The 20,810-nt window shown below is 70.5% G+C and carries 15 protein-coding genes; 9 read left to right on the forward strand and 6 right to left on the reverse strand.

Going from position 1 to position 20,810, the window contains the following annotated elements; all coding sequences use genetic code 11:
• Positions 1–118: 118 nt before the first annotated feature.
• From ABZ260_RS12380 to ABZ260_RS12390, 3 genes are read right to left on the reverse strand one after another with little or no spacing between them, the layout of a single operon-like run.
• Complete coding sequence (locus tag ABZ260_RS12380) at positions 119–1,531, reverse strand: serine hydrolase domain-containing protein (protein WP_355616070.1); 1,413 nt, start codon at positions 1,529–1,531, stop codon at positions 119–121.
• Positions 1,528–3,606 (reverse strand): DPP IV N-terminal domain-containing protein, encoded by a 2,079-nt coding sequence (locus ABZ260_RS12385; RefSeq protein WP_355616072.1) that lies wholly within the window; start codon positions 3,604–3,606, stop codon positions 1,528–1,530. The genes ABZ260_RS12380 and ABZ260_RS12385 overlap by 4 nt, the downstream gene beginning before the upstream one ends.
• A complete protein-coding gene (locus ABZ260_RS12390; protein ID WP_355616074.1) occupies positions 3,600–5,021 on the reverse strand; it encodes an MFS transporter in 1,422 nt (473 codons plus the stop codon). Before ABZ260_RS12390 ends, ABZ260_RS12385 begins: the two co-directional genes overlap by 7 nt.
• 166 nt (positions 5,022–5,187) lie before the next feature.
• Here ABZ260_RS12390 and ABZ260_RS12395 point away from each other — a divergent pair, with 166 nt between their 5' ends.
• A complete protein-coding gene (locus ABZ260_RS12395; RefSeq protein ID WP_355616077.1) occupies positions 5,188–6,309 on the forward strand; it encodes a histidine kinase in 1,122 nt (373 codons plus the stop codon).
• 35 nt (positions 6,310–6,344) lie between these two features.
• The gene (locus tag ABZ260_RS12400) at positions 6,345–6,995 is read left to right on the forward strand and encodes a response regulator transcription factor (RefSeq protein ID WP_350914387.1); all 651 of its coding nucleotides are present in this window, start codon (positions 6,345–6,347) and stop codon (positions 6,993–6,995) included.
• On the opposite strand, the gene ABZ260_RS12405 is transcribed toward ABZ260_RS12400, so the two are convergent.
• From ABZ260_RS12405 to ABZ260_RS12415, 3 genes are all read right to left on the reverse strand, one after another.
• Positions 6,985–8,316 carry a serine hydrolase domain-containing protein gene (locus ABZ260_RS12405; protein WP_355616080.1) on the reverse strand — a complete coding sequence of 444 codons (1,332 nt, stop codon included), beginning with the start codon at positions 8,314–8,316 and terminating at the stop codon, positions 6,985–6,987. The genes ABZ260_RS12400 and ABZ260_RS12405 overlap by 11 nt on opposite strands.
• 177 nt (positions 8,317–8,493) lie before the next feature.
• Complete coding sequence (locus tag ABZ260_RS12410) at positions 8,494–9,699, reverse strand: cytochrome P450 (protein WP_355616082.1); 1,206 nt, start codon at positions 9,697–9,699, stop codon at positions 8,494–8,496.
• A gap of 401 nt (positions 9,700–10,100) precedes the next feature.
• Positions 10,101–13,313 (reverse strand): glycoside hydrolase N-terminal domain-containing protein, encoded by a 3,213-nt coding sequence (locus ABZ260_RS12415; RefSeq protein WP_355616084.1) that lies wholly within the window; start codon positions 13,311–13,313, stop codon positions 10,101–10,103.
• Positions 13,314–13,778: 465 nt separating this feature from the next.
• Between ABZ260_RS12415 and ABZ260_RS12420 the strand changes: the two genes are divergently transcribed.
• The 7 genes from ABZ260_RS12420 to ABZ260_RS12450 form a co-directional block, all read left to right on the forward strand.
• Entirely contained in the window at positions 13,779–14,624 is an 846-nt protein-coding gene (locus tag ABZ260_RS12420) for a fumarylacetoacetate hydrolase family protein (protein WP_355616086.1), read from the forward strand.
• A complete protein-coding gene (locus tag ABZ260_RS12425; protein ID WP_355616089.1) occupies positions 14,621–15,928 on the forward strand; it encodes an L-fuconate dehydratase in 1,308 nt (435 codons plus the stop codon). Before ABZ260_RS12420 ends, ABZ260_RS12425 begins: the two co-directional genes overlap by 4 nt.
• Positions 15,921–16,667, forward strand: a complete 747-nt coding sequence (locus ABZ260_RS12430; RefSeq protein ID WP_355567836.1) for an SDR family oxidoreductase — start codon at positions 15,921–15,923, stop codon at positions 16,665–16,667. Before ABZ260_RS12425 ends, ABZ260_RS12430 begins: the two co-directional genes overlap by 8 nt.
• 81 nt (positions 16,668–16,748) lie before the next feature.
• Positions 16,749–17,807, forward strand: coding sequence for a sugar ABC transporter substrate-binding protein (locus tag ABZ260_RS12435; RefSeq protein WP_355616091.1), 1,059 nt, complete (start codon positions 16,749–16,751; stop codon positions 17,805–17,807).
• Complete coding sequence (locus ABZ260_RS12440; protein ID WP_355616093.1) at positions 17,807–19,300, forward strand: sugar ABC transporter ATP-binding protein; 1,494 nt, start codon at positions 17,807–17,809, stop codon at positions 19,298–19,300. The genes ABZ260_RS12435 and ABZ260_RS12440 overlap by 1 nt, the downstream gene beginning before the upstream one ends.
• Positions 19,300–20,313: an ABC transporter permease gene (locus ABZ260_RS12445; RefSeq protein WP_355567844.1), complete on the forward strand. Its 1,014-nt coding sequence runs from the start codon at positions 19,300–19,302 to the stop codon at positions 20,311–20,313. The genes ABZ260_RS12440 and ABZ260_RS12445 overlap by 1 nt, the downstream gene beginning before the upstream one ends.
• A 185-nt stretch (positions 20,314–20,498) precedes the next feature.
• Positions 20,499–20,810, forward strand: a 312-nt coding sequence (locus ABZ260_RS12450) for an aldo/keto reductase (RefSeq protein ID WP_355616095.1), incomplete at its 3' end; no start/stop codon positions are given.

The raw sequence follows: 20,810 nt of genomic DNA on the forward strand, positions 1-20,810 counted from the left end.
CGTTCCACGAAAGGGCACTTCACCGGGAGGCCGGCGCTTTCGCGGGCGGGACGGGTGCCGAGGACCGGCCTGCGGGACCACGAGGCGGCCGGTGACCGCCGGCGATCACGGCCGGGCCTCAGGTTATGGAGAGAGGTTCCTGCCGGGGGTTGGCCCGCCCGGTGTGCAGGAAGTCGATCCGCTCTCCTCCCACGAAGGGGATCGCCGGATGGACGCCCCCCTGCGGCTCGGCGAACAGGAACGTGTCGCCGCGCAGCCTCACCAGCCGGAACCGTTGTGACTCGCCGTGCTCGGCCATGACACCGAGCGGAGTGACGGTGAGCCAGAGTGATCCGACCTCGTCGGCCGCCACGTCCCAGGCGGCCGTGGTGGAGAGGTAACGGCCGATGTAGCGGGGGAGGTCGACGGCGAGCGGCACGGCCGGGGGCACCGGCGGCGCGGGCGCCCTGACCTCGGCGAGCTCCTCGATCACCGGCTGGAACAGCTCGGTGACCAGCGGGCCAGGATCGCCGCCGTTGGTCAGCAACACGGCGGCCACCCCGGCTTCCGGCACCGTCCGCAGCGAGGCCTCCTGCCCGGGAGTGGACCCGTCGTGCCCGACCACCACCCCGCCCTCCCACTCCGGCAGGCTCCAGCCGAGCCCCCACGACGACGGCCGGCCCAGGTCAGGCAGCCCGATCTGAGGCTCACGCATCAGCACCGCGAGATCCTCCGGCAGCACGCGCGTGCCGTCCTCGGCGAGGCCGCCGCGCAGGTGCATGTGGGCGAAGGCCAGCAGATCGCGGGCGCGCATGGCCAGACACGACCCGGCGGGTTCGTTGGACCTCATCAGCGACCAGAGCGGGACCGGTTCGCCGCCAGTGTGGCCGACCGCGGTGCCGTACAGGATCGCCTCGTCGGCGCAGGTGGCGACGTGGCTGAGACCGAGCGGGGCGGCGATGTGGGTGCGCAGCGCCGTGGCGTACGGCATGCCGCGCAACACCTCCACGATCCGGCCGAGCACGCAGTAGGCGGCGTTGTTGTAGGACCACATGGCGCCGGGCGGGAAGAGCTGTGGCGTGTCGGCGAGCAGGGCGACGAGCTTCTCCACGGCGTCGTCGCCCCTGCCTGTGTCGACGAACACGTCACCCTCGAAGCCGGCCGTGTGGGCGAGGAGCTGCCGGACCGTGACACTCGCCGCCACGTCCTCGTCTTTGACGGCGAAGCCGGGCAGCACAGACCGGACGGTCTGGTCCAGGGAGAGCCTCCCCTCGCCGACGAGCTGCATGACCAGCGTGGCGGTCCAGGCCTTGGCGACCGAGCCGACCTGGAACAGCGAGTCGACGGTGACCGGGGCACCGGTGCGCGTGTTGAGCACGCCTGTGCAGGCCTCGACCACGGCGCCGCCCCGGCTGAACGCGACGGCCGCGCCGATGATCCCGTGCCGGCGGGCGAGTTCGGCGAGCCTGGCGCTCAGGTCGTCCGGCTCGGGGAGGCCCTGCGTGTCGCGGGGGCCGCGCGCCTGGGAGCGGTCGCGGAGCTCGGCGGTCACTTGGCCGCTCCGAAGGTCGGGTCGATGCGGTAGTCGGCCGGAGGTTCCTGACCGATCAGGTGGCGGGTGAGGAAGTCCCACTGGCGGCGCAGCACGTGGGCCTCGGCGGGGCCGTAGCCGTGGGTGGCGTTGGGGACCATGAGCATCTCGAAGTCCTTGTCCGCACCGATCAGGGCGTTGGCGACGCGGAGCGACATGGCCGGATGGCAGTTGTCGTCCATCTCGCCGAAGAGCAGCAGCAGCTTGGCCTTCAGCTCCCCGGCCAGCGGTAGCGGCGATCCGGCGGTGTAGTCCTGGGGCGGCGGGCCCTGGAAGGTCTCGCCCCAGATCGCGTAGTAGCCGCTGTGGTCGTAGTCGCCCGCGGAGGCCACGCCCACGGTGAAGAGGTCGGGGTGGCGCAGCACCGCCTGGACGGTGGCCGTTCCGCCGCCCGAGTGCCCGGCGATCCCGACCCTTGACAGGTCGAGATAAGGACGCTCGGCCGCGAGCTGCCTGATCGCCGCCACGTGGTCCTCCAGTCCCACCGTCACGGCCGGGTCACCGTAGGAGGCGTCGTGGAAGGCCTTCGACCGGTACGGCGTGCCGCGCCCGTCGATGACCACGACGGCCAAGCCGAGCTGTGCGAACGACGGGGCTCCGCCCGCCGGGTCGAGCAGGAACGGGTCGATCGGGAAGCCGCGCAGCGTCGTGCGGAGCTGCCGGGTGATCTGCGGACCGTTGTAGACCGAGTCGAGGATCGGATAGCTCTTCGACGGGTCGAAGTCCGCGGGCAGGTGGAGCAGGCCGTGGATGTCGGTCCCGCCGTCGGCGGCCTTGACCGTGAACGGCTCGGGCGCCCGCCACCCGGCCTTCTCCAACGCGGTGAGGTCGGCCCGCTCCAGCTCGGTGACGATGCCCCCGGTGGCGTCGCGCAGCACCGTGACGGGGGGCTGGGCGGGCGTGGCGTAGGTGTCGACGAACCAGCGGCCGTCCGGTGACGCGGCGATCTGATGGTCGGCGTCCTCGGGGGTGAGCACGGTGACGCCGGTCCCGTCGAGACCTGCCCGGCACAGCCGCCGGTAGTAGGGGTTGGAGCCGTGCCCGCCGGAGACGAAGAACACCTCCCGGGCGTCCCAGTCGACGTGGACGAGGTCGCGGACCAGCCACTCTCCCTCGGTGACGGCGTTCTTCAGCTCGCCGTTCGCGTAAAGCCAGAGATGGCCCCAGCCAGAGCGGTCGGAGAACCACAGGACCTCGTCGCCGCGGGCGCGCACGAGCGGGAACTCGACGATCGTGGGCGACGATTTCATGATCGTGTCGTTGGTCTCCTCCAGGACGACCTCGGCGGCGCCGGTCCGCGCGTCGATCCGGTAGAGCCTGGCGGCCTTGTAGCCACGCGTGCCGTACAGCATCCAGAGGGTGTCGTCGTCTTCCCACCAGACCCGCTTGAGGCCGAGTGGGCTGTCATGGGTGAAGGGCAGCGGCTCGATCGCGATGTCGACCCGGGCGCCGGTCTCCGCATCGAGGATCATCTGCTGGAAGGTCGGCAGCGGATCTCCCGGCATCTCGTAGTGGAGCGTGTGGACCAGCGGGCGGGGGCTTTCGTCCGGGGGGCACGACTGGGTCATGGTGAGCGTCGGCACATGCCTCTGGTCCACCCGGAGGGTGACGAACCTGCGGCCGTCCGGCGCCCACTCGACCAGCGGCGGCGCGCTCATGCCCGCCTGCCGGGCCACGATCGGCGGCTTTCCCTGGTCGCTGGGGAGGCCGTAGTCGTGGCCAGGCTCGCCGTCCGTGGTGAAGAACTCGTCGTTCACCACGAGGTTGTCGTCCCGCACGGCCACGGTGTACCGGCCGCCGGGAGACGTCTGAACCCCGGTGATCTCCGGCGGCGCCGCCTGCTCGCCCCCCGGATCCTCGATCCTCCGCCGTTCCCCCGTTTCCGGGAACACCCGGAAACACTCGGGACCATCGGGGGTGCTCACCCGGTACCAGAAGGAGTCGCCCTCCCAGTTGGGGATCACCGTCGCCCGGTGGACCAGGCTGTCGTGCCGGGAGATGTGCAGGGCCTCGGCCCTGCGGTATCTGTCTAGCATCGCTTGTCTTCTCCGATCGCGTGGTCGATCAGGGCGTCGAGATCGCCCATGAGGGTCTTGTGCAGGGTCGCGATGAACAGCGACCCGGCGATGGCGGGCAGCAGCAGCAGGAGCATCGCCCCCCGCACGTCGAGGAAGGCGGTCGCCAGGGCGAGCAGCCCGGCGCCGGCCAGCCCGCCGAAGGCGAGGATCAGGCCCAGGGCGGCCATGGCGTGCGCACGGTCCGCCGGTCGCACGACCGAGAGCCCGCCGATGAACAGGCACGGCCCGATGACGGCCAGCAGCGCCTGGCCCAGGGCCAGCAGGGCGAGCACCAGCCAGAGGCTCGGCACGAGCGCCGACAGGGCGAAGGCCGAGGCGGCCAGCGCGAGCGCCCCGCCGCTGAGCGCCATGAACCGGGCGGGCCCCGCCCGGTAGGCGGCCTCGGCCCGGCCGCCGAACACGGCCAGGGCGACGATCGAGACCACCGCCGCGGCACTGGTGAACAGTCCGCGCTGGCCGACCGAGAGCCCCCACTCGCTGTCCAGCAGCGTGGAGATCACCACCCCGTACGGCACGGCCAGCGCGCCGATCGCGGTGAACCCCATGGCCATCCGCCGGATCGACGGGATCCGCAGCACCCGCCCGACCGTCGCGAGGAAGCCCATCGGATCGTCGTGGCCCGCCGGCGGCGAGGTCCCGGCGCGGGCGCTCAGCTCGGCCACGTCCCAGCGGCCGAGCACCGGCTCGCGCAGCCGCAGCGCGAACAGGCAGGCCAGCACGGAGACCACTCCGAGCGAGATGAACACAGCCCGCCAGTCCATGCCGAGCCACGACACCAGACCCGCGATGAACAGCGGCGCCATGATGTTGGCCAGCGGAGTGGAGGCCGAGTAGAGCGACATGATCCGCATCCGGGCGGCGGGCGGGTAGGCGTCCATGAGCAGCGGCGGGTGGAGCAGTGCGACCGTGCCCGTGGTGGCCCCGTTGACCAGCATCAGCGCGCCCAGCGACACGGGCCCGCTCACCATGCCGGTGAACAGGGTGGTGACGCTCCAGGCGAAGCCGGTGCCGAGCGCGAGCCGTACGCGGTGGGGATAGCGACGCAGCAACGTCGCGACGGCGAACGGGGCCAGGCCCGCCGCGATCCCCTGGACACCGACGATGCCGGAGATCGTGCCCAAGTCCATCCCGAGGCCGGCCGACACCTCGGGGGTGAGCACGCTGAAGGCCTGGGTCTGGAAGTTGTCCACGACGGCCAGGACGGACAGCCCGGTCATGAAGGAGAGGCCGGTGCCGTGCTCTTTCAGCGTGCGGAGCAGCGGGGTGGTGTCGTCCTTCCTGCCCGTCACGCCGAGCACGGCCCGGGCGGCCTCCCGGGACATCGGTGTCGCCGGTGGATCGGGGAGCGTGGGAGGGGCCGGCGGATCGTTCATGGGACCTCCTGGTATGGGGAGTTCGAGGGTCCCGCCGGGCAGGTGGCCGCCACGAGCGGCGGAAGATGTGTGAACGCGTCGCGAAGGTAGGGAGTGTGGACCTACTTTCGTCGCATCTCTCGGCGGCCGGGCGGGGACGGTCAGACGGTCCGGATAGCTTGGCTGTGTGAAGCTGTATGCCGAGGCCAGGCGGGTGGCCGGGAACGTCGCGCTCGCTGCCGCCGTGGGTGTGGTGGGCGTGACCAGCGACTTGATGATCAACGGTGCCGTGCCCATGGCACTGCTGCCCGACGTCCCGTGGCAGGGGCTCTGGGTGCAGGTGACCGGGGCCGTCGCGCTACTCGCCAGGCAGCGGTTCCCGCTCGCGGTCGCGCTCGTCATGGTCCCGCTGGGATATGTCGAGGTGCCGCTCGCGACGCCGTTCGCTCTTTACTCCCTCGGCGCGCACCGGGGTGACCGGCGGCTCCTGGTCGCCGTCGCGACCGTGGCCCTGCTGGTGATGTCGCATCTGTGGGAGGCCCGGAGCCTGGCGGTGGCGCTGCAACTGGTCTCGATCTGCGGGCTGGTGGTGGTCCCCGCGACGATCCTCGGCCTCTACGCCGACAGCCGGCGCCGTCTCCACCTGGCCCTGGCCGAGCGGGCCGAGCGCGCGGAGCGGGAGCAGCGGTTCCTGGTGGAGCAGGCGCGGGCCGAGGAGCGCACCAGGCTGGCCCGTGAGATGCACGACGTGGTGACCCACCACGTGAGCCTGATGGTGCTCCAGGCGGGGTCGCTACGGATGGCCGCGCCGAACGGCGAGGTCAGACTGGCCGCCGAGGAGTTGCGCGCGACCGGGCGGCGCGCGCTGGACGAGCTCCGCGAGGTGGTGGGCGTCCTGCACGACGCCGGGCTGGTCGAGCTGGCCCCGCAGCCGACGCTCGTCGACGTCTCGCGGCTGGTCGCGGAGTCGGGGCTGGTGGTCGAGCTGGCCCAGGACGACGGCATCACGGTCTCGCCGGCGCTCGGCCGGACCGCCTACCGGGTGGTTCAGGAGGCGCTGACCAACGCCCGCAAGCACGCCCCCGGGGCCCCCGTCCAGGTCCGGCTCAGCCAGGAGGGGCCCGCGCTGCTGGTCAGCGTCAGCAACCCGGCGACCGCGGCCGGGACTCCGGCGCTGCCCCCCTCCTCCCGCACGGGGCTGCTGGGGCTGCGGCAGAGGGTCGAGCTGGTGGGCGGGGTGTTCCATGCGGCGCCGACGGCCGAAGGCGGCTTCGAGCTGACCGCGACACTCCCGGCGGTGGCCCAGTGATCCCAGGTGGGGGGAGCCGGTCGGGTGGCGGTCCGGTGATCCGGGTGCTGCTGGTGGACGACGAGCGGATGGTCTGCGCGCACCTGAGCGCGATCCTGTCCCGGGCCGACGACATCGAGGTGGTCGGTGAGGCCTACGACGGTGCCGAGGCGGCCGAGGCGGTGGTACGGCTGGCACCCGACGTGGTGCTGATGGACATCCGGATGCCCGGCTTGGACGGGCTGGCCGCCACCGAGCGGATCTGCGGCCTGCCCCGGGCACCCAAAGTGATCATGCTGACCACCTTCGACCTGGACGAGTACGCCGTACGGGCACTGCGGGCCGGGGCGGTGGGCTTCCTGCTCAAGGACACCGACCCGGAGGACCTGATCGACATCGTCCGGGTCGGGGCCGAGGGGCACGCGATCGTCTCGCCCGCGCTGACCCGACGCTTGGTCAGCGCTTTCGCCGCTGCCGATCCCGTCCGCGGCCAGGCGCGCGGCCTGGTCGGCGGGCTGACCGAACGCGAGCGGGAGGTGCTGACCTGTCTGGGGGAGGGGCTGTCCAACGCGCAGATCGGTGGCCGACTGTTCCTCAGCGAGACGACCGTGAAGGGCTACGTGTCCCGTCTGCTCGCCAAGCTGCACTGCGCCAACCGCACCCAGGCGGCACTCCTGGCCTACGACGCGGGCCTGGTCAGCCGCTGAAACCGGCGGAGTCGGCGCTCCGGCGGGCGGCGAAGGCCCCGTTGAGGAACCGCACGGCACGACCATCCGCCCCGAGGACGAAGGCGACGTCCCAGCGGTGCATTCCACCGAGCCGGTCGTCGGCCGGCCAGAACCGGTGGCCGCCGAGCGGAAACAGGTCGCAGGTCAGGCTCTCCCCGCCCGACAGGGCGGTGACGGCGATGCCGTCGGCCCGTTCCCGCACCTCGTAGCGCGTGTCGTGGGTCTCGTAGACACCGGTGTAGAGCGCGGCGTCCACGGACAGGCCGGGCTCGGGAGCGGACCGTACGGGCACGGTCAGACCCAGCATCTCCGCGCAGACCGCGGCGAAGACCACGTCGGCGAAGGGATAGCCCTGGGATGGCGTATTGACGGTGACGGCCATGGTCGCGTTCCGCTCCGGGATCCACACCAGGGTCGAGGAACCACCGAGGTTGGTGCCGCCGTGGCCGTACACGGCGACGCCGTCCCAGACTTTCCGGTACGGCCCGGCGCACCACTGCTCGGCGAACCAGCGAGCCTCCACCTCCACGTGCGGAGTCTGCATCGTCTCGACCGCCTCGCGGGACAGCACTCGGGTGCCGTCGGCGGCGGCGCCGTACTCCAGCATGACCTGACCGAACCTGGCCAGGTCGGCGGCGGTGGAGCAGAGTGTGCTCCCGCCCGGGCCGAGGCCGCGAGAGAACCCCCACGGCCTGACGACCCCGCCCCCGACGTCGTGTCCGACCGCGAGCCGGTGATAGGGAAGCTCCTCGGGGAGGCTGACGGTGTGGGCGAGCCCCGCCGGGCCGGCCAGCCGCTGCTGGAGCACGTCGTCCCAGGTCAGGCCGGTGATCCGTTCGACCAGCAGGCCGGAGACAGTGGTTGAGGCGTTGGAGTAGCCGAACCCGGTGCCCGGGGCGAAGGCGAGCGGGATCTCCGCGAGCAGCTCGGCGTATCGTGCCACGCAGTCGTCGCCGCGACCGGTGTCGGCGTAGGGGCCGTTGTCCAGGCCGCTGGTCATCGACAGCAGGTGTCTCGGGGTGATCGCCTCCCCGCCGGGGATACGGAGTTCCGGAAGGTGGTCGAGGACCGGCCGGTCGAGGCCGACCAGCCCGGCATCGGCCAGGCCGAGGACCAGGGCCGCGGTGTGGAGTTTGGTGGTGGAGCCGATCTGGAAGAGCGTGTCCGGGGTCACGGGCGTGCCCAGCTCGGCGTTGGCGACACCGGTCACGGCTTCGGTCAGTTCGCCGTCCACGACCATCGCGAGCTGGGCACCCGTCACACCCAGGCGCGCCGTGGTCTCGGCTAGCAGTTCGTTCATGGCTCCCGACTATCGAGGGCCCGCTCCGGGCGGTTCAAGGCTCTGAAGCCGGGACCCGCCTTTCGCCACGGAGGTTCCTCCTTTCGTACGGTCTACCGGGCATCGCCGGTTCACGGGTCGCTGCTGCCCTGTACGGCCTGTCGGTCGCCTACATAGACCGGGCGGAGTCGTTGCCCGTCAGGTTATGGAGACCGGCAGGTCCTTGATGCCGTTGATGAAGTTGGAGCGGAGCCGGCGGGCGGGGCCGGCCTGCTCCAGGTTCGGCAGCCGCTCGGCCAGCACCTCGAAGAGCACCCGCAGCTCCAGCTTGGCGAGGTGGTTGCCGAGGCAGAAGTGGGCACCGCCACCGCCGAAGCCGATGTGCGGGTTGGGGTCACGGCCGATGTCGAAGGTGCCGGGGTCGGCGAACACCTCCTCGTCCCGGTTGGCGGAGCTGTAGAAGACCACGATCTTGTCGTCGGCCTTGACCTCCTGGCCGCCGATCGTCGTGTCGACGGTGGCCGTACGGCGGAAGAGGTTCACCGGGGAGACCCAGCGGACGATCTCGTCGGCCGCGGTGCGGGCGAGGGTGCGGTCGGCGACCAGGCGCCGCCACTGCTCGGGGTGTTCGAAGAAGGCGAGCATGCCGCCCGAGGCCGCGTTGCGGGTGGTCTCGTTGCCCGCGACCACGAGCAGCAGCACGAACAGGTCGAACTCCTCCTCGGTGAGGGTCTCCCCGGCGGCGTCGGGCATGATCAGCTTGGTGACTATGTCCTCGCGGGGCCGTTCCCGGCGCTCGGCGGCCAGGGTGTTGGCGTAGGCGTAGACCTCCATGGCCGCGTCCGTGCCCTCGGCGGGGTCGGTCGCGTAGTCCGGGTCGTTGGCCCCGATCATCCGGTTGGACCAGTTGAAGATCTTGTCCCGGTCCTCGACGGGGGCGCCGAGCAGCTCGCAGATCACGTACAGCGGCAGCGGGGCGGAGATGTCCCTGACGAAGTCGACCGAGCCGCGTGCCTTGGCCTCGTCCACCAGCTCGTGGCAGATGTCGCGGATGTGCTGCTCAAGGGCGCCCATCATGCGGGGGGTGAACCCCCGGTTGACCAGGGAGCGCCGCCGGGTGTGCTCCGGCGGGTCCTGGTTGAGCATCATCATCCGCTGGAGGGCGCGCTGGTCCTCGGGCATCTCGTCGAAGAGCGCGAGCTTCCTGCTCGAGGAGAACAGGTCGGAGCGGCGGGAGACGTGCACCACGTCGGTGTGCCGGGTGACCGCCCAGAAACCCGGCCAGTCCTGTTCGGCGTCACCCGGGTGCGCGTAGACCGGCGCGTTCGCCCGTAACCAGGCAAGCTGATCGTGCGGCGCGCCGTTCCGCCAGTAGAAGTCCTGGTCGACCAGATCGATGTCCAACGGTCCTCCTGCGTGAACCGGGTCGGCGTTCCCGTGACGCGGCTCGTTGTCGGTGCGGCCTGCGAGTGCGGTCGGCGACGTGCTCCCCCGTTCGCGCGGAACGTTCCTCGCGGGACGTCCGTCACGGACGGGACTGTTCTCCCTCTCTCTCCCAGGGGGCACGCCGTCCTGCCAAGTGGTTGATCTAGCGCTTGGTAGGGCTACTTTCTGAAACGTGTTCTATTACGTGGCGGGTGTCCCGTCAAGTCGGGAGCCGCGGGAGCACGGTCGCCCGGAACCCTACCTCGTGAGGCCCGGGAAGCGAGTGCTTCCCGGGCCTCAAGGGGATCGGGGACGACTCCGCACGGGAACCGGCGACGGATCCCGTGCGGGAGCCCCGCGGCGAGTGGATCGGGTACGGGTCAGAACGCGATATCGCGCCAGGTGCCGATCTCGGCGGCGGTCAGTGCCCTCGGCAGGACGGCCATGCGGTCGACCGCCCCGCTCAGGCGCTGGCCGCCGCCCTGGTCGGCGCCGAAGCGCAGCGGCCGAGAGGTGCAGCCGGTGATGCCGTCGGTGGTGGCCGTGCCGCCGCCGACCCGGGTGCCGTCCACGTACGTGTTGATCGCGCCGGTCCGGTCCATGGTGACGACGAGGTCGATGTAGCGGCCGGTCGGGATCGTCCCGCTCAGCCCCACGTTCAGCCCGGCGCCGATGAAGCGCAGGGTGTTGGAGGGGGTCAGGTCGACGATGATCCCGTCGGTGCCCGGGTTGCCGCTCGGCTGGGAGTCGAAGAGCCGCCGGTAGCCGGTCCCCTCGATCTTGACCTCGGCCGCGAACGTCGCCTCGGGCAGGTAGCCGATCAGTGTGTTCTCCGTGGTGATGTAGGTCGAGCCGTTCAGGACCAGCCCGCTGCCGCTCGGGGCCGCGGTGTCGTAGGTCGCGGTACCGACGACGGTGCCGTGCCTGCCGCTGCCGGAGGAGTCGGTGACGGTCGTGCCCGACGTCGGGTCCCAGGCGACGACGGCCCTGCCCGCCGGGGGAGAGACGCACGGGCTGAGGCGGACGGAGGTCGCACCACCGGCCGCCCAGCCGTCGCCCGCGAGTTCCGCCGTGATCCGCGCGGACCTGGTCCCGTTCGCCGGGCCGACGGCCACGGTGAACGAGGCGGTCCTGGACTGCCCGACCGGGACCTCCGGCACCTGCATCGAGACGGGCGTGGCCGTCCAGCCCTGCGGCAGGACGAGGGTCGCCGCGCCCGCGGGCACGGTGCGACCCCCGGTCGCGGTGACGGTGACCTCGACCGGGATCGACTCACCGCTGCCCGCTGCCTCGGGAGCGGTGATCTTGACGACCACCTCGTTGACGATCGTGTAGGACCTGCCCGCCTTGGCGTCGATGGTGATGACGTCACCGTCGCGGCGCGGGTCGATCGTCCTGCCACGCTCGTCCTCGACGCGGTAGCGGCCACCGATCATGGCGGCCTGGACCTTGAGGGGACCGGACCTGCCGGCGTGCACGGTGACCCTGTCGGCGTTGCCGTCCTTCCAGGAGGCGTCCACGGTCACGTCACCGCGGGCCCGCAGACCGGTCACCGAGCCGGTGGGCCAGGTCGACGGCAGCGCGGGCAGCACGTGGACGGTGTCGTGCTGGCTCTGCAGCAGCATCTCGGCCATGCCGGAGGTGGCGCCGAAGTTGCCGTCGATCTGGAACGGCGGGTGGGTGTCCCACAGGTTGTCCAGCGTGGAGCCCTTGAGCTGCTCGCCGAGCATCTTGTGCGCGTGGTCGCCGTCCAGCAGGCGCGCCCAGAAGTTGATCTTCCATGCCTTGCTCCAGCCGGTGCCGCCGTCGCCCCGCGCGGTGAGTGAGACCTTGGCCGCCTCGGATTCGGGGGTCCCGGCCGTTATCTGCCGTCCGGGGTGCAGCGCGAACAGGTGGGAGACGTGCCGGTGGGTGTTGCCCCGGTCGTCCAGGTCCTCCTTCCACTCCTGGAGCTGTCCCCAGGAACCGATCCGGATGCCCGGGTCGAGCTTGGCCAGCGCGGCCGTCACCTCGGCCTGGAAGGCCTTGTCGGTCTTCAGTTCCTTCGCCGCCTCCAGGGTGTTGGTCAGCAGGTCGAAGACGATCTGCTGGGACATCGAGGCGCCCGCCGTGAAGTCGCCCTGCTCGGGGGAGTAACTGGGGGAGACCACGAGAGAGCCGTCACGCGGGTCGGTGTAGAGGGTGTCCAGCCAGAACTCGGCCGCGCCCTTCATCACCGGGTACGCGGTCTTGCGCAGGTATTTGGTGTCGCCGCTGAAGCGGTAGTGGTCGTACATCTGCTGGGTCAACCACGCCGCCGCGTCCGGGAACCAGAACGCGGTGGCCCAGTTGTGCACGCCGGTGAAGCCGAACGGGTTGGTCTCGTTGTGCACCACCCAGCCGCGCGCCCCGAACATCTCCCGCGCGGTCTTCGCGCCGGGGGCGACCATCGACTGGATGTAGCGGTCGTACGGTTCGGTCGTCTCGGCGAGGTTGGTCTGCTCGGCGAGCCAGTAGTTCATCTGCAGGTTGATGTTGACGTGGTAGTCGGCCGACCAGGGAGGGTTGGTCGAGTTGTTCCACACGCCCTGCAGGTTGGCCGGGAGCGACCCCTTCCTGGAGGAGGCGATCAGCAGGTAGCGGCCGTAGGCGAAGAACATCGCCTCCAGCGCCCGGTCGTCGGTCGAGGCACCGCCGGTGTACGCCGCGCGGAGCCTGTCGGTCGGGACGGCCGGGGCCCGCTGACCGAGGTCGAGCCTGACCCGGTCGAACAGCTTCCGGTAGTCGGCCAGGTGGTCGGACCTGAGCTTTTCGTACGACTTCCCGGCGGCCTTGTCGACCGCCGAGGTGACCTTGGCGTGCGGGTCGGCGCCCCGGTAGGTGGGGTAGGTGTCGGCGTAGTCGGTGCCCGCGGACAGCACGAACACCGCGCTGTCGGCGCCCGCGACGGTGATCCGGTCGGTGCCGTCGGTGCGGGTGCCGCCCTGGGTGATCACCTGGACCTGGGACTCGAACCTCATGCCGTTGTCGGCGAGCGCACCCCGGACCGTCAGGCGTCCCTTCGAGACCGAGACCTGCTTGTCGGAGCGGGGGGAGGAGGTGCGCAGCGTGAAGGAGACCTTGCCCTTCTCGTCGGCGGAGATCCGGCCGACGATGACGTTGCCGGGGTGGCTGGCGAAATACTCGCGGGAGTAGGCCACGCCGTCCGCGGTGTAGCCGACCCTGGCGACCGCGTCGCGCAGGCTCAGCTCCCGGCGGTAGCCGGTGGTGGCCCCGGGGGTCTCGGACATGTCCAGCCAGAGGTCGCCGAAGGTCTGGTAGGCGCCGAACCCCCTCTTGGGCTGGCCGAGCTTGGCCGCCACCGCCGTGGGGGAGATCTTGCCGTCGCGGTCGATCTCTGCCCTGACCTCGGCGATCGCGTTCGGCCTGGGGGAGGTCCAGTTGCCGAAGTCGTAGCCGTTGGAACCGGGACCGCCGGTCCACAGGGACTTCTCGTTGAACTGGATCTGCTCGCCGCCGACGCCGCCGAACACCATGGCGCCCAGCGCGCCGTTGCCGATCGGCAACGCCTGGGTCTCCCAGTCGGTGGCGGGCTTGTCGTACCAGAGTGTCAAGTCATCGGGTGTATCTGCTTGCGTCATGTTCGCTGACAGCTCCGCATTCGCCGGACCGGGTCCGTATAGCCCGGTAGTGAGGGTGAGAGTGGCGAGGAGAACTACGGCGAGGCGTCGTCGTGGGGGGCGAGGCAACGAATTCCTCCGATCATAGGGCGGACTGTTTCTAGGAGATAGCACCGAAACCCCGCCGTAACAAGCCTCATCCTCCGATGTTTGCTACGAGTCGATCGCTCGCGCCCTCGCCACCGAAAGCCGCGCCGTAGGCGATCTTTGCTCCTGCCCGCCGAGGGAAATCCGATGACTGGAGGCTGAAATTGGGCCATGATCCGGTATAACCCCTGCCAGATGGGATTTCTCCTCGATAACGGATCGGATGTATCGGGGGTGAGGGGTTGACATCGAGGTTCGGCGTCGTTCAGCATCACGGAGCAAGACATCCGATGTATCAACGAAGGGTGCGGTGTGAAGCTGCTGCGAGTAGGACCCGTCGGCCATGAGCGGCCGGCCGTCCTGGACGGGGCCGGTAACCTCCGCGAAATCTCCGAAGCCGAGATCGACGGGGCTTTCCTCGCCTCCGGGGGAGTGGCTCGCGTCCGGGAGGCGCTGGAGCGGGACGAACTGCCCGTGCTGGACGCCGAGGGACTGCGGATCGGCGCCCCGATCGCCAGGCCGGGCAAGATCGTGTGCATCGGGCTCAACTACCGTGACCACGCGGAGGAGACGAACACCCCGCCCCCGGCGGAACCGATCGTCTTCATGAAGGCCGCCAACACGATCGTCGGTCCCGACGACGAGGTGCTCATCCCCAGGGACAGCGTGAAGACCGACTGGGAGGTCGAGCTGGCGGTCGTCATCGGCGAGACGGCCCGCTACGTCGAGACGGACGAGGAGGCGCTGTCCAAGATCGCGGGCTACACCATCTCCAACGACGTCTCCGAGCGCGAGTTCCAGCTGGAGCGAGGCGGCCAGTGGGACAAGGGCAAGTCCTGCGAGACCTTCAACCCGCTCGGCCCCTGGCTGGTCACCTCCGACGAGATCCCCGACCCGCAGGCCCTGGGCCTGCGCCTGTCGGTGGACGGTGTGCGGCGCCAGAGAGGCGACACCAAGAACATGATCTTCACCGTGGCGGAGATCGTCCGCTACCTCAGCCGGTTCATGGTCCTCGAACCCGGTGACCTCATCAACACCGGCACCCCCGCCGGCGTCGCGCTCGGCCTGCCCGGCACCCCGTACCTGCGAGCGGGGCAGGTCATGGAACTGGAGATCGACGGCCTCGGCGCCCAGCGGCAGACGGTGGGACAGGCATGAGCGAGGGGGTGGGCGCGTACCACATCACCTCGATGGAGACCCATGACATCCGCTTCCCCACCTCGCTGGAGCTCGACGGCTCCGACGCGATGAACCCCGACCCCGACTACTCGGCCGCCTACCTGGTGCTGAGGACCGACGACGGGTTCGAGGGCCACGGCTTCGCCTTCACCATCGGACGCGGCAACGAGGTGCAGACCTCGGCGATCAGGGCGCTGGAGCCGTACGTGCTCGGCAGGGACGTCGAGGACATGGGCGCGCTCTGGAAGGAGATGGTCCACGACTCCCAGCTGCGCTGGCTCGGCCCGGAGAAGGGCGTCATGCACATGGCGATCTCCGCCGTGGTCAACGCGCTCTGGGACCTGAAGGCCAAGCGGGCGGGCAGGCCGCTCTGGCTGCTGCTGGCCGAGATGTCGCCCGAGGAGCTCGTCGGGCTGGTCGACTTCCGCTACCTCACCGACGCGCTCACCCCGCGGGAGGCGCTGGAGATCCTGCGCGCCGCCGAGCCCGGCAGGCGCGAGCGCATCGCCCACCTGCGCGAGCACGGCTACCCGGCCTACACGACCTCCCCGGGATGGCTCGGCTACGGTGACGACAAGCTGCGCCGCCTGTGCAAGGAGGCGATGGACGAGGGCTTCACCCAGATCAAGCTGAAGGTCGGCGCCGACCTGGAGGACGACCGGCGGCGGATGCGCATCGCCCGCGACACCTGCGGCGACGACTTCCCCATCGCGATCGACGCCAACCAGCGCTGGGACGTCGACTCCGCCATCGCCTGGGTGAACGCCCTCGCGGAGTTCCGCCCGCACTGGGTGGAGGAGCCGACCAGCCCCGACGACGTGCTCGGCCACGCCGCCATCGCCAGGGGCATCGCGCCCATCCCGGTCGCCACCGGTGAGCACGTCCAGAACCGCATGGTCTTCAAGCAGCTCCTGCAGGCCGACGCGATCTCCTACCTGCAGATCGACGCGGCCCGTGTCGCGGGGGTGAACGAGAACATCGCGATCCTGCTGCTCGCCGCCAAGTTCGGCGTCCCGGTCTGCCCGCACGCGGGCGGGGTCGGCCTGTGCGAGCTGGTGCAGCACCTGTCGATGTTCGACTACGTCGCGGTCAGCGGCTCGATGGAGAACCGGGTGATCGAGTATGTCGACCACCTGCACGAGCACTTCGTCGACCCCGTGGTGATCGAGAACGGTGCCTACGTCGCGCCGAGCCTGCCCGGTTTCGGCGCGGCCATGCACGCCGCGTCGATCATCGACCACACCTACCCCGACGGCCCGGTATGGAGGTCCCTCAATGGGTGAGTTCGACGGCCTGCGCGCCCTGGTCACCGGTGGCGGTTCCGGCATCGGCCTGGCCGCCGCCACCCTGCTGGCCGAGCGGGGCGCGCGGGTGGCCTGTCTGGACATCAACGCCTCCGGTGGTCCGTTCGTCGAGGTCAAGGCGGATGTCACCGACGAGGAGGCGGTCCGCGCGGGCGTCTCCGGGGCCGTCGAGCAACTCGGCGGCCTGGACGTCCTCATCAACAACGCCGGGATCGGCGCCGCAGGGACGATCGAGGACAACTCCTACGAGGAGTGGTCGAAGGTTCTGGACGTCAACGTGCTGGGCATCGTCCGGGTCACCCGGGCGGCCCTGCCGCACCTGCGCCGCTCGGCGCACGCCGCGATCGTCAACACCTGCTCGATCGCGGCGACGGCGGGACTGCCCCAGCGGGCGCTCTACAGCGCGTCCAAGGGGGCCGTCCAGTCACTGACCCTGGCGATGGCCGCCGACCACGTCCACGAGGGGATCCGCGTCAACTGCGTCAACCCGGGCACCGCCGACACTCCCTGGGTGCGGCGCCTGCTCGACGCGGCGCGGGATCCGGCGGCCGAGCTGGCGGCACTGGAAGGCCGCCAGCCGATGGGCCGCCTGGTGAGCGCCCCCGAGGTCGCCGCGGCGATCGCCTACCTCGCGAGCCCGCTCGCGGCGTCCACCACCGGTACGGTCCTGGCCGTGGACGGCGGAATGCACGGGCTCAGGCTCCGGCCCAAACCCTGATCCCGAGGTCGGCCTGACCCGGATGAGACAGCGCTCCATAGAAAACTCACCCCCCACATGGCTTTGAATCGAGGCAAAGGTATGAAAATCGGACCCGCGGCGACAGGCGCGGCACTGCTCGCGCTCGCCTTCACCCTCTCCGCGTGCGGATCGCCGGAGGCCACCGGTACCGGCGCGGCCCAGCCGGCCGGTGAGGCCGGTGCCAAGGGCGGCAAGGTCGGGATCGACTTCCCCCGCGCGGACTCCGACTTCTGGAACTCGTTCAACAAGTACGTCCCGCAGATGGCGACCGAGCTGGGCGTCGACCTGATGCCGCCGACCAACTCGCAGAACGACGTGGCCAAGCTGGTGGCCAACACCCAGGCCCTGTCGGGACAGGGCGCCAAGGTGATCGTCATGGCCCCGCAGGACACCGGCGCGATCGCCTCCACGCTGCAGACCCTGGAGGGCAAGAACATCCCCGTCGTCACCGTGGACACCCGCCCGGACAAGGGCAAGGTCTACATGGTGGTACGGGCCGACAACAAGGCGTACGGCACGAAGGCCTGCGAGTTCCTCGGCGAGAAGCTCGGCGGCAAGGGCAAGGTCGTCCAGCTCATGGGCGCGCTCTCGTCGATCAACGGCCGCGACCGGGCCGAGGCGTTCGGCGCCTGCATGAAGGAGAAGTTCCCTCAGATCACGGTCTTCGACGAGCCGACCGAGTGGGAGGGCACCAAGGCCGCCTCGATGCTGCAGACCCGCCTTGAGCAGCACCCGGATATCAAGGGCGTCTACATGCACGCCGGAGGCGTCCACCTGGCCCCCACCATCCAGGTGCTCAAGGCCAAGAACCTGATCGTGCCGCCGGAGGACCCCAAGCACGTCTTCGTGATCTCCAACGACGGCATCCCGCAGGAGTTCGAGGCCATCCGCAAGGGCGAGATCGACGCCACGGTCTCCCAGCCGGCCGACCTCTACGCCAAGTACGCGATGTTCTACGCCAAGGCCGCGGCCGAGGGCAAGACCTTCCAGCCCGGCCCCACCGACCACGACAGCACGATCATCCAGCTGCCGAACGGTCTTGAGGACCAGCTCCCCGCCCCGCTGGTCACCAAGGAGAACGTGGACGACAAGGCTCTCTGGGGTAACCAGGTCAAGTGATGACATCTTCCGTCACGGCGGTCGAGGCGGTTGGGATCACCAAGCGCTTCGGCCCCACCACAGCCCTCGACGGCGCCGGGATCGCCATCGCCGAGGGGGAGACGCACGCGCTCGTCGGCAGGAACGGCGCGGGCAAGTCCACGCTGGTGTCGATCCTGACCGGCCTGCAGCGTCCGGACGAGGGTGAGGTCCGCTTCGCCGGGCGGCCCGCGCCGCCGCCGGCCGACCGGGACGCCTGGCGGCAGCGTGTCGCGTGCGTCTACCAGAAGTCGACGATCATCCCCACGCTCTCCGTCGCGGAGAACCTCTTCCTGAACCGCCAGACCGAGCGGGGCAGGATCAACTGGCGGACCCTGCGAAGGCGGGCCCGGCAGCTCCTGGAGCAGTACGGCGTGGACGTCGACGCCGAGACCATGGCCGGGGATCTCGGCGTCGAGCAGCGCCAGCTGCTGGAGATCGCCAGGGCGCTGTCGTTCGGCGCCCGGTTCATCATCCTGGACGAGCCCACCGCCCAGCTCGACGGCCCCGCCATCCAGCGGCTCTTCGACCGGATGCGCGCCCTGCGGGAGCAGGGCGTCACGATGATGTTCATCTCCCACCATCTTGAGGAGGTGTACGAGATCTGCCAGAGCGTCTCGGTCTTCCGCGACGCCCGGCACATCGTCACCGCCGCGGTCGGCGACCTGCCCCACGACCGGCTCGTCGACGCGATGACCGGCGAGGCCACCGCCGCCTACGAGTACCGCACCCGCACACCCGGCACCTCGGTCCCCGTGGTGCTCTCGGCGCGGGCGCTCAGTCTCGCGGGCCGCTACCAGAACGTGGACCTGGCCGTTCGCGCGGGCGAGATCGTCGGTCTGGCCGGCTCGGGCAGCAGCGGCAAGGTCGGTCTCGCCGAGACCCTGGTCGGCCTGCACCGGGCGGACACCGGGACGGTGACGGTCAACGGCACGGAGGTCAGGCAGGGCGACGTGCCGTCGGCGCTCCGCGCCGGGCTCGGCTTCGTCCCCCAGGACAGGCACCACCAGGGCTTCGTCCCGCTGCTGTCGATCGCCGAGAACGCGACCATCCCGATCGCCCACAAGCTCGGCCGCTTCGGCGCGGTGTTCCCGGCCCGCCGCCGCGAGCGTGGCGCCCGGATGATCGAACAGCTGGACATCAAGACGACGGGGCCCGACCAGCCGGTGGCCGACCTGTCCGGCGGCAACGCCCAGAAGGTGGTGCTGGCCAGGGCGCTCGCCGACGACCCCCGCGCGCTCGTGGTCATCAACCCGACCGCCGGGGTGGACGTCAAGGCCAAGCACTCCCTGCTCGGCGCGGTGGAGGACGCGGCCGACCGGGGCGCGGGGGCCGTACTGGTCTCCGACGAACTCGACGACCTGAGGATCTGCGACCGGGTCCTCGTCATGTTCCACGGCAGGATCGTCAAGGACGTGCCGCGCGGCTGGACGGACAACGAGCTGGTGGCGGCGATGGAAGGTATCGACCACTGATGACCACGACGAAGACCCTCCCTCCCGCGCCGGCCGCCCCTCGGGGGCGCCGCATCCGGCTCGGGCGTTTCCGCGACCTCACCCTGGTCCCGGTGATCGTCGTTCTGCTGATCGCCGGTTCCCTGGTGGACCCGATCTTCCTCACCCCGGGCAACCTGACCAACGTGCTCCAGCAGCAGTCCGCCCTGGCGCTGGTGGTGCTCGCCGAGGCGCTGATCCTGATCTCCGGCAAGTTCGACCTCTCGCTGGAGTCCACGGTCGGCATGGCGCCCGCCGTCGGCGTGATGCTGGTCATCCCGGTGGCGGCCGGCGGCTTCGGCCTTGAGCTGCCCGGCATCCTGGCGATCCCGCTCTGCCTGCTGATCGGCGGCCTGGTCGGCGCCTTCAACGGCTTTCTGATCCTGCGCTTCCAGCTGTCGGCCTTCATCGTCACGCTGGCCATGATGATCGTCGTGCACGGTCTCCAGCTGGGTCTCACCCAGGGCAAGAGCCTGTTCGAGCTGCCCGAGTCGTTCCTCTACCTGGGCAGCGCCACCTGGCTCGGCCTGCCGGCGGCCATCTGGATCGTCGGCGCGCTCTTCACCGCGGCCATCGTCACGCTCGGCTACTTCCGGGTCGGCCGCTCGCTCTACGCCATCGGCGGCAACGCCGACGCCGCCCGCGCGGCGGGCGTCAGGGTCGAGCGGGTCGTCTGGGTCGTCTTCGTCATCGGCGGGATCGTCGCCGCGCTGGCCGGCGTGCTGGAGACCGGTCGCCTGGGCGGCATCAGCGCCAACCAGGGCGTCGGCTGGATCTTCATGGCCTTCGCCGCCGCCGTCATCGGCGGCGTCAGCATGGACGGCGGCAAGGGGACGATCCTCGGCGCGCTCACCGGTGTCCTGGTGATCGGCCTCGTCGAGAACATCCTGACCCTGAAGGGCGTCCCCGGCGAGTGGAAACAGCTCGTCTACGGTTCGATCATCCTGGTCGCCCTGATGATCAGCCGCCTGGCCGGCGGCAAGGCCCAGGACTGACGCGCCGCGGTCCCGCTCCTCCGGGCGGGACACGCGGACGTTCAGCCCGTACGGGCGCGGAGCCGGTGCGGACCTGCGAGGTCTGTAGGGATGCGCGGACCCGGGCGGATACCTCAAACTGCACGAGAGCCGTAAAGCATTACTCCCGTACGAGAAACGTGAAGCCGTACAGAACGGAGCAAGAGGTGCAGGTCAGCAGGTATGGCTTCGGTGCGGCCCCGATCGGGAACCTGTTCTCGACGGTCGGCGAGGACGTGGCGCGGGCGGCGGTGGACGCGGCCTACGAGGCGGGCATCCGGCTGTTCGACACCGCGCCGCACTACGGGCTCGGCCTGTCGGAGCGGCGGCTCGGCGCCGCCCTGGCGGACCGGCCCCGTGACTCCTACATCCTGTCCACCAAGGTCGGCCGCCTGCTCGTCCCGGCCGAAGAACCCTTCGGCCGGGACGAGCAGGGCTTCGACGTCCCCGCCGACCTGCGCCGGGTGTGGGACTTCTCC

The organism is Streptosporangium sp. NPDC006013 (assembly GCF_040614275.1).
Taxonomy (GTDB): Bacteria; Actinomycetota; Actinomycetes; order Streptosporangiales; family Streptosporangiaceae; genus Streptosporangium.